The organism is Mesobacillus sp. (assembly GCF_049588175.1).
In the GTDB taxonomy this organism is placed as follows: domain Bacteria; phylum Bacillota; class Bacilli; order Bacillales; family Cytobacillaceae; genus Mesobacillus.
Genome location: NZ_JBAVFI010000297.1, coordinates 1 through 7488, shown reverse-complemented (window position 1 = coordinate 7488; position 7488 = coordinate 1). Strand labels below are relative to the sequence as shown.

11 protein-coding genes are annotated in these 7488 nt (G+C 39.9%); 5 read left to right on the top strand and 6 right to left on the bottom strand.

Going from position 1 to position 7488, the window contains the following annotated elements:
* Nucleotides 1-83: 83 nt before the first annotated feature.
* On the bottom strand, nucleotides 84-1289 hold the full coding sequence (locus tag WB217_RS07335; protein WP_423992051.1) for an MFS transporter: 1206 nt from the start codon (nucleotides 1287-1289) through the stop codon (nucleotides 84-86).
* Between the two features lie 432 nt (nucleotides 1290-1721).
* Here WB217_RS07335 and WB217_RS07330 point away from each other — a divergent pair, with 432 nt between their 5' ends.
* The 3 genes from WB217_RS07330 (at nucleotide 1722) to WB217_RS07320 (ending at nucleotide 3201) form a co-directional block, all read left to right on the top strand.
* On the top strand, nucleotides 1722-2345 hold the full coding sequence (locus WB217_RS07330) for a cell wall hydrolase (protein WP_423992049.1): 624 nt from the start codon (nucleotides 1722-1724) through the stop codon (nucleotides 2343-2345).
* A 186-nt stretch (nucleotides 2346-2531) separates the two neighbouring features.
* On the top strand, nucleotides 2532-2660 hold the full coding sequence (locus WB217_RS07325; RefSeq protein WP_423992047.1) for a hypothetical protein: 129 nt from the start codon (nucleotides 2532-2534) through the stop codon (nucleotides 2658-2660).
* A gap of 22 nt (nucleotides 2661-2682) precedes the next feature.
* The gene (locus WB217_RS07320) at nucleotides 2683-3201 is read left to right on the top strand and encodes a GNAT family N-acetyltransferase (protein ID WP_423992045.1); all 519 of its coding nucleotides are present in this window, start codon (nucleotides 2683-2685) and stop codon (nucleotides 3199-3201) included.
* A 60-nt stretch (nucleotides 3202-3261) separates the two neighbouring features.
* On the opposite strand, the gene WB217_RS07315 is transcribed toward WB217_RS07320, so the two are convergent.
* From WB217_RS07315 to WB217_RS07295, 5 genes are all read right to left on the bottom strand, one after another.
* Complete coding sequence (locus WB217_RS07315; protein ID WP_423992043.1) at nucleotides 3262-3450, bottom strand: hypothetical protein; 189 nt, start codon at nucleotides 3448-3450, stop codon at nucleotides 3262-3264.
* Nucleotides 3451-3556: 106 nt separating this feature from the next.
* Nucleotides 3557-3940 carry an SHOCT-like domain-containing protein gene (locus WB217_RS07310; RefSeq protein WP_423992041.1) on the bottom strand — a complete coding sequence of 128 codons (384 nt, stop codon included), beginning with the start codon at nucleotides 3938-3940 and terminating at the stop codon, nucleotides 3557-3559.
* 12 nt (nucleotides 3941-3952) lie between these two features.
* Nucleotides 3953-4318: a DUF2089 domain-containing protein gene (locus tag WB217_RS07305; protein ID WP_335375197.1), complete on the bottom strand. Its 366-nt coding sequence runs from the start codon at nucleotides 4316-4318 to the stop codon at nucleotides 3953-3955.
* A gap of 217 nt (nucleotides 4319-4535) precedes the next feature.
* Entirely contained in the window at nucleotides 4536-5363 is an 828-nt protein-coding gene (locus tag WB217_RS07300) for a glycerophosphodiester phosphodiesterase (RefSeq protein ID WP_423992039.1), read from the bottom strand.
* A 165-nt stretch (nucleotides 5364-5528) separates the two neighbouring features.
* A complete protein-coding gene (locus WB217_RS07295) occupies nucleotides 5529-5975 on the bottom strand; it encodes a GNAT family N-acetyltransferase (protein ID WP_423992037.1) in 447 nt (148 codons plus the stop codon).
* A 129-nt stretch (nucleotides 5976-6104) separates the two neighbouring features.
* Here WB217_RS07295 and WB217_RS07290 point away from each other — a divergent pair, with 129 nt between their 5' ends.
* Both WB217_RS07290 and WB217_RS07285 read left to right on the top strand, forming a co-directional pair.
* The gene (locus WB217_RS07290) at nucleotides 6105-6737 is read left to right on the top strand and encodes a pyroglutamyl-peptidase I (RefSeq protein ID WP_423992035.1); all 633 of its coding nucleotides are present in this window, start codon (nucleotides 6105-6107) and stop codon (nucleotides 6735-6737) included.
* Nucleotides 6738-7190: 453 nt separating this feature from the next.
* Nucleotides 7191-7488, top strand: a 298-nt coding sequence (locus tag WB217_RS07285) for a carboxyltransferase domain-containing protein (RefSeq protein ID WP_423992033.1), incomplete at its 3' end; no start/stop codon positions are given.

The window sequence follows — 7488 nt, the reverse complement described above, 5'->3', positions numbered from 1 at the left end:
ATCGTTTATTCTACCGGTGAAATTTCTGGCTACAAATGATAAAAAGCTGCCCGATAAAGGCAGCTTTTTACCTATACAGTCATTCAGCTTACATTCCGTTCAGTATCGCCAATAGCGCGCAGATTGCGGGATTTTATGAAAAAGATTGTCGTCATCACGATCGACAGTACCCCAAACATCACGCTCATATTCTGAAGGCCGACGGCGTCTAAAAGGAAACCAGTCATGAGAAGGACAATCTGGAAAACCACACGGTCCATCATGTTGCGAAAGGAAAAGAATCGTCCATGATAGTCTTTTGGAACCTTCGTCTGGAATATGGTTGCTCCCGTCGGGAAAAAGCAGCCAACTGAAAATCCGAACAATGCAAAGGCGATGATTGTCAATACAGGAAGGTTTGCAAAAAATAATAGCAACTGGGATAGTCCAATCAGTAAAGAACTTGTAAATAATATCTTGTATGGAGAGATATTGCTGCTGATTCGTTTAATTAAAAATGCTCCGCTCATGAAGGCAATTCCTTCGGCTGTATAAATCCATCCCTTGATTGCGGAGCTTTCCTGAAGCTCGCTGATATTAATGACAATTAAATTGAATCCGCCTAAAAATAGGAGAGGGATCAACGTGAGGATCAAGGTCATCATTACGATTGGAAGTTTTGAAATCACTGGGAATACGTCCTTGAAGCCTTGCCTCTTTACACCCGTCTTGGCTGACTGGACTTTTGTTTTTTCGTCAAAATGTAAGAACCAAGTCAAGATGAACAGGACGAGATAAGCAGCCAGCGATAAGATGTATACCATGTTTAAAGGAATTGATACCAATAAAATTCCGGCTGCAGCTGTTCCGATTACACGAGAAAGTGTAGCAACATTCATATGGACACCATTCAGCAGAAGCAAATCCTTCTCATTCACTACAAGTGGAATTGCCGCCTGCAATGCAGGGAAATAAAAAGCTGCTGATATTTGCAGGAGGATGAGGAAAACAAGCATCCACCATACGGAACCAGTATGAATTGCTACGAGCATGAAAAGGACGCTCACTGCCCTTACAAAACCAGATATCAGCATGACTTTCTTTTTGCTATGCTGATCTGTCAGTCTGCCGGCAAGCGGTCCGACTGCAATCCCTGCAAGCAGCCCAGCTGCCAATAGCAGTGATTTTAAAAAGTCAGAAGGAATCTTTTCCTGCATAAATTCAAGATTACCGATAATCCCGAGCCACAGTCCGAGTCCGGCAATAAACTCCCCTGTCAATAAAATCCAAACATTTTTGTTTCTCCACATTCCTAATTTACCCCTTAGTTTTCGATATTTTTGTTCTTCTAACATACTACAATTATCGGATAATTGTAAAATTTCGTTTAGCTAAATATATGATTTATAGAATGGATCATTCGAAGTTCATTCTGCAGTATTTAAGCTGTTTCGGATTGATTGTGCTTTTAGAATGAAGAATGGATATTGATTCCTGTTCCATGAAAAAGAATTCTATATAGGACTCTATATTTATAACGGGATTTATAAGCAAAAAGATATGCGCCTATGAAATTTATACCAGTTTAAAAAAGATATTCCATTCTTTTGGCCGAGTTTTCATTTTACCGTGAAGGGAATTCTAATGGAGTATGTTTAAAACCATGTAAAAGGAGGTATGGGAGTTTTCTAATTTTTCACAGCGAAGAAAATATAAAAAAATGAAATGGGAGTGGAGTTTTTTTGAGAAAATACATAAAAGCAGTATCAGTAGCAGCGATCCTGGTTTTAACGCTTGGATTTGCACAGCCTAAAGTGGAAGCATCCCAATTCTTGGGGATGGGCTCCTCAGGTTCAGAAGTTACATACGTTCAATCGGTTTTAAAGAAACTAGGCTATTTTAATATGGAAACAACAGGCTACTATGGAACGATTACCGCTCATGCAGTTAAGCAATTTCAGAGTGATTTTGGATTAGAAACGACAGGTGAGATCGGTCCGAAAACATCCGGATTGATAAATGAAGTCGAGATGATGGCCCATGCGGTGTACGGTGAATCAAGAGGAGAGAGCTATCAAGGGCAGGTCGCGGTTGCGGCAGTGATATTAAATCGAGTAGAGTCAGACGATTTTCCTGATACGGTAAAGGATGTCATTTTCCAGCCAAACGCTTTTACAGCTGTAAATGACGGCCAGTTTACCCTGCAGCCTGATTCGGAAGCCTACCATGCTGTAAAAGACGCTCTTTTAGGCTGGGATCCATCGTATGGATCAGTTTATTATTATAATCCGCAGCTTGCAACTGATCAGTGGATTTATAGCAGGACTGTCACGACCCAAATTGGCAATCATCATTTCGCCTATTAGATAGGTGATTTAAAGTTCATACCAGATTGGGCATTATGTTGATTGGATAAGAAAATAACAAAATACTGTGACTAAAAGCACCAATCCCTCGGCAAGGGGGATCGGTGCTTTTACATTTTTCTCGGGAGAAAAGGAAAAACTATTCGCATTGTACGAGGATACAGGAATTGCGAAGGGAGAAGAATGATGAAAAATAAGAAAAAGGATTTTAAATTAAGCTATGAGTCTGACGGGAAAATGAATAACAAAAAAATCGTAGGAAAGAAAAAGGACGAAAGCGCCAATTTTTTTAATATCACTCCGGATAGTGAATAACGAATAGAAAAGGAGCAGGGAAATGGCTGAAGAGCAGATCGTGCGTGCAACAGAGGATGACTTGCCTGTCATCGGAGAAATGTTTGGAGAATGCAAGGAATACCTTGAGGCGAGAGGGATTTTGCAATGGGATGAAAAATACCCGAATCATGAGTATTTTGAAAACGCTATGGAGGGCGAAGAATTGTTCGTTTTGAAAAAGGGCAGTGAAACGTTTGGCGCGATGGTCCTGGATGAATGGCAGACACCAGAGTGGGAAAACGCCAGCTGGACCGAGCATGAAGGCAGCCCGTTGATTCTCCATTCTTTTTGCGTCGATCCCTCTGCACAAGGAGGCGGCTATGGCAGTAAAATGCTCCAGTTTGCTGAGGATTTTGCCAGAGAAAATGGATATGCCGTGCTGCGGCTCGATACTTACTCTGGCAATGAAGGGGCAGTCCGATTTTATGAGAAAAGGAATTTCCGTAAGACGGGTGAAGTCAGATTATCTGGAAAACCAGAGGGACATGAAAACTATATTTGCTTTGAAAAAGTGTTTTAATGAAAATGATTGCCAAAAAAACATCTGACCTCGGCAAGGACCTGCGAGGCCAGGTGTATTTTACAATCTAACTATGACTTCTGTTCCATCCTGCAATTTTGCATCGACAAGAACAATTCCTTTATTGTGGCTTAATTCATCTATGACCTCATTCAAAAGCTGCTTGTTCAATAATGTGTTAAAGGGTAGAATCGGAATGTTTTTCTGCTTCAGGTCCTGGTTAGCCCATTTATGCAATTGCTGGTGCACTCTATTTGAACCCAGAATAAAACTGCCGGCTTTGAGAATTGCGTAGGGTACGGGGATGCTAAATTTGACGTTTTTAGATGTTTTGATTTTTATATTGATCATGATGTTATTCGATCACGACTTTAACGGTGTCGCCGTTTGCAGATTTGATATCAACGATATTGCCATCAAGTTCATTTTCAATCGCATCAATCAAAAGATTAATATCTATGTCCTTCACATATTTTTCTGATTGAGGAATGCTTGCAGCTATGCTATGCCCGGTTTTAAGAATCGCTTTAACGAGTTTAATGGGTATATTGACGTTAACATTGTCATTTTCTTTGGATACTACACGTACTTTTAATGTCTTATCCAAATATTTATTTGGTTTTTGCAGAGTTAAGGCTGCTTCCTTTTCTTTTAGGACCGAGATTAATTCTGCACCTTTTTCAGAATCAATTTTACCTTCCTGAACCATCGTTAAAACCTTTGAAATCTCTTCTTTCATCATGATTCCTCCTTATTCACCTTTTAAAAGTTTGATTGCTTCTTCAGGAGTGATTTCGCCTTTATCCAGCATAGCGACAATTTTCTTTTCATCGATTTCCGTTTTCTTTTGTGGGTCATATCCGAGTGAGCTGATGATATCATTCAGCTTTCCTCGCACAGTAGGATAGGAGATTCCCAGTTCCTTTTCGACTTCCTTAATATTTCCGCGGGATATAAGGAAAATTTCTACAAAATGAAGCTGTTCCTTGGATAGGGAAGCGAGTTTGGAGAGTTCAAATTCATTTTCAATGGTTGTTTCGCAATGATTGCATTTTAGCCTGGTTATTTTTAATGTTTGACTGCAAACGGGACAATTTGTGATGACCGGGTAGGACATAATTGCCTCCTTTCAAGTTGTTGTAATTGAATTATATAACTTGTTGTTTGAAAAAGTAAATATTATTTTTAATAAAATTAATAAAATTAATTTTGATATTAAAAATATTTATATAAGGTTCTGAATTAAATGGTGGCTGAATGTCTATAGCATCTCTTATTGAAACTAAAAAAGCATAACTTGGGTATTATAGTGCCCAAGTTATGCTTGCTGTTTATTAATTGCGCGGGTCTACATAATCTGGATAATCTGTAATAATCCCGTCAACTTCCATATCAATCAGAAACTGTGCTGCGTCATGGCTTCGAACCGTCCAGGATTGGATTTCCATGCCCAGGTTGTGAACCTTATCAACTAAATCCTTTGTAACCAGGCCATAGCTTGGATTAAAGTAATCAGCATACGTTGCAAATTCCTGTAGTGCGGAATCTGTCACTTCAAGCTTCGAAGAGGTCAGAACCCCAATCGGAACCTCTGGAAGAAGAGTGTCCATCTTTTTCATCGATTCAAAATTGAAGGATTGGAGGATGATTTTATTATTCTGCGGCTTGTCCAGATGGCGTTCCTTCAATTCCTGAGCTACATCTTCCTCAATCCCAGGATAAAGCTCAGGAGATTTCATTTCGATTAAGATTCCGACTTTTCCATGATACCGATCCAGCACTTCATCAAAGGAAGGAATCTTCTCACCAGCAAATTGCTCTCCCTTAAAACTTCCAGCATCAAGATTCCTCAATTCTTCGAATGTTTGATCACCTACTCGTCCAGTTCCATCCGTCGTCCGGTCAACGGTCGTATCATGGATAATAACTAATTCGCCGTCCTTGCTGCGCTGGACATCAAGTTCAATATAGTCTGCTTTCATTTCAACAGCTTTATCAAATGCAGCAATGGTGTTTTCCGGAGCATAGCCAGCTGCCCCGCGATGAGCGACAGTATCAAACTGCCTTAATTCACCCTTAGTCGGCTCCTCAGCAAACGCTTGCTGCAACGGACTCAGCATAAGTGTCAAAGCAAATCCTGTACCAATTAAAGTTTTTTTCATTTCTCCATCTCCTCGCATCATTTTAATTTATGTAACAATGCTAGATTAATAGAGAAATGTTTAGCCCGTATGTCATTTTTGTTTAGATAGAGTTATGTATTTTTAAGAATAATCAGTTATATATACTTAATTTTCTTTACAAACAATAAGCCCATTTCCCCAGCTTCATATGTCAATCCGCATAAACTTGCTGACATCCTTAAAGCCAATCTTCTCATACAGCCTGATTGCTTTTTCATTAAAACAAAAGACATTCAAACGAACATCATCATAGCCTAAATGTTTGAACTCCGCCAGGCTCTGTTCTATTAAAACCCCAGCCACACCTTGATTTCGGAACTCATTTTTGACAAACACATCACTGATCCAGCCGATATCCTTATGTGTAAACCAATCCATACTTCGATCGACCAGAACCCAGCCAATCAAATCGTCTTCGGTCCTGGCAACAAGAAAATAGGCTCCGTGCTCCAAGGAATTTTGATAAGAATCAATCATTTCTTCCTGATTGTTATCTGCCTGAATACCAGTAGCCTCAGCCCTGTTCACGCCAGCAAGGCTAAATATTTCATCCATTTCTGAGTCTGTTGCTTTACCGTATTCAAGTTCCATTAATATCACCCTGATTTAAAAATTAGAATATTAAGAGTTCAATATCTATTTATCCATTCTGTACTATAGTACAATTTTAAATACCTAATAAAATTGAATTAATTTTTATGAATGAAAAGAGGTATGAATATGAAAATCCTAATCTCCGGCTTTGAGCCGTTCGGTAAAATGAGCATTAATCCCACTGAAGAGCTTCTGAAGGAAGCAGAAAAGTTTGCGATTGAAGATGTAGAAATTACAACAATTTTGCTGCCTGTTAATTATGATGAATGTGCGGAAAAATTAATTGCGAAAATGGATCAGATCCAGCCCGATATCGTGATCTCCTGCGGGCTTGCTGCCGGTAGGACTGCGATCACTCCAGAACGGATTGGCATCAATGTGAAAGATACGGGTTCTGGTGACCCGTATCCAGACAATAGAGGGAATGTTCCTGTCGATGAAATGATTGACGAGGTTGGACCAGACGGATTGTTTTCTACACTTCCAATCAGGCAGATTGAGAAGAATCTAAAGGCAGAGCATATACCTGCCGCAATATCGAATACTGCCGGCACATTCATTTGCAATAACACGCTCTATGCCGTTTTGAATCATATCCGGAAAAATAATCTGCCTATTAAAGCAGGTTTTATCCACTTTCCAGCTTCAACGGAAATGTCATCCCGAAATCCTTCACTAGCATCCCTGCCGCAAGAGCTGATGGCAAGGGGATTGAAAGTGATTGTTGAAACATGTGTGAGGGAAGATATTTTAAAATAAGGCAAGATAAACAGTAAGAAAAAAGTGGTGTTTTAGGAGACACCACTTCTTTGGCTACCTAGCGATGAAAGTAGAAAGCTTTTCTGTGCCCGAAATCCGGAAGGCGAGGGAAAAAGGGTAACAGAAAACCCCATTCTGTGCCCGGAATCCGGATAGCTAGAGAAAAGGGGTAACAGAAAACCCCATTCTGTGCCCGAAATCCGGATAGCTAGAGAAAAAGGATAACAGAAACCCCCATTCTGTGCCCGGAATCCAGATAGCAAGAGAAAAAGGGTAACAGAAAACCCCATTCTGTGCCCGGAATCCAGATAGCTAGAGAAAAAGAGTCACATAGAACAGGGGCAAGTTCTAATTGCGTTCAGAAAATGAACATTTGAATGTATATAAAGCGACTGCCACAACCACAAAAGTTTTTGCCAATCTATGGATCGCATTTTTAAAAGGAGCAAGTAAATGACATTTGAAATCATCCCGTTAGGTGATCTGGCTGTTCGGATTTCATTTGGGGATTCAATCAATGAGGAAACGAATGGCATGATCCGAAAGTTTATTTTAAAGCTGGAAAAAGAAAAGGTCCCAGGCATCATTGAATGGGTGCCTGCTTATACTTCGGTGACCATTTATTATGAGCCTGAACAAATCAGCTATGAAACGATAAAACGAAAGCTTGAAATTGTAAATCACGCACAAGAAGAATCACATCTGACCAAGCCTTGTGTCTACGAGATTCCAACCTGTTATGGAGAGGAAT

What these genes read in the sequence shown, in the direction of transcription:
- WB217_RS07300 (WP_423992039.1), bottom strand. Translation starts at nt 5,363, where the DNA reads ATGAAAAAAACTTTAATTGGTACAGGATTTGCTTTGACACTTATGCTG.
- WB217_RS07310 (WP_423992041.1), bottom strand. Translation starts at nt 3,940, where the DNA reads ATGAAAGAAGAGATTTCAAAGGTTTTAACGATGGTTCAGGAAGGTAAA.
- WB217_RS07335 (WP_423992051.1), bottom strand. Translation starts at nt 1,289, where the DNA reads ATGTGGAGAAACAAAAATGTTTGGATTTTATTGACAGGGGAGTTTATT.
- WB217_RS07320 (WP_423992045.1), top strand. Translation starts at nt 2,683, where the DNA reads ATGGCTGAAGAGCAGATCGTGCGTGCAACAGAGGATGACTTGCCTGTC.
- WB217_RS07295 (WP_423992037.1), bottom strand. Translation starts at nt 5,975, where the DNA reads ATGGAACTTGAATACGGTAAAGCAACAGACTCAGAAATGGATGAAATA.
- WB217_RS07290 (WP_423992035.1), top strand. Translation starts at nt 6,105, where the DNA reads ATGAAAATCCTAATCTCCGGCTTTGAGCCGTTCGGTAAAATGAGCATT.
- WB217_RS07305 (WP_335375197.1), bottom strand. Translation starts at nt 4,318, where the DNA reads ATGTCCTACCCGGTCATCACAAATTGTCCCGTTTGCAGTCAAACATTA.
- WB217_RS07325 (WP_423992047.1), top strand. Translation starts at nt 2,532, where the DNA reads ATGAAAAATAAGAAAAAGGATTTTAAATTAAGCTATGAGTCTGACGGG.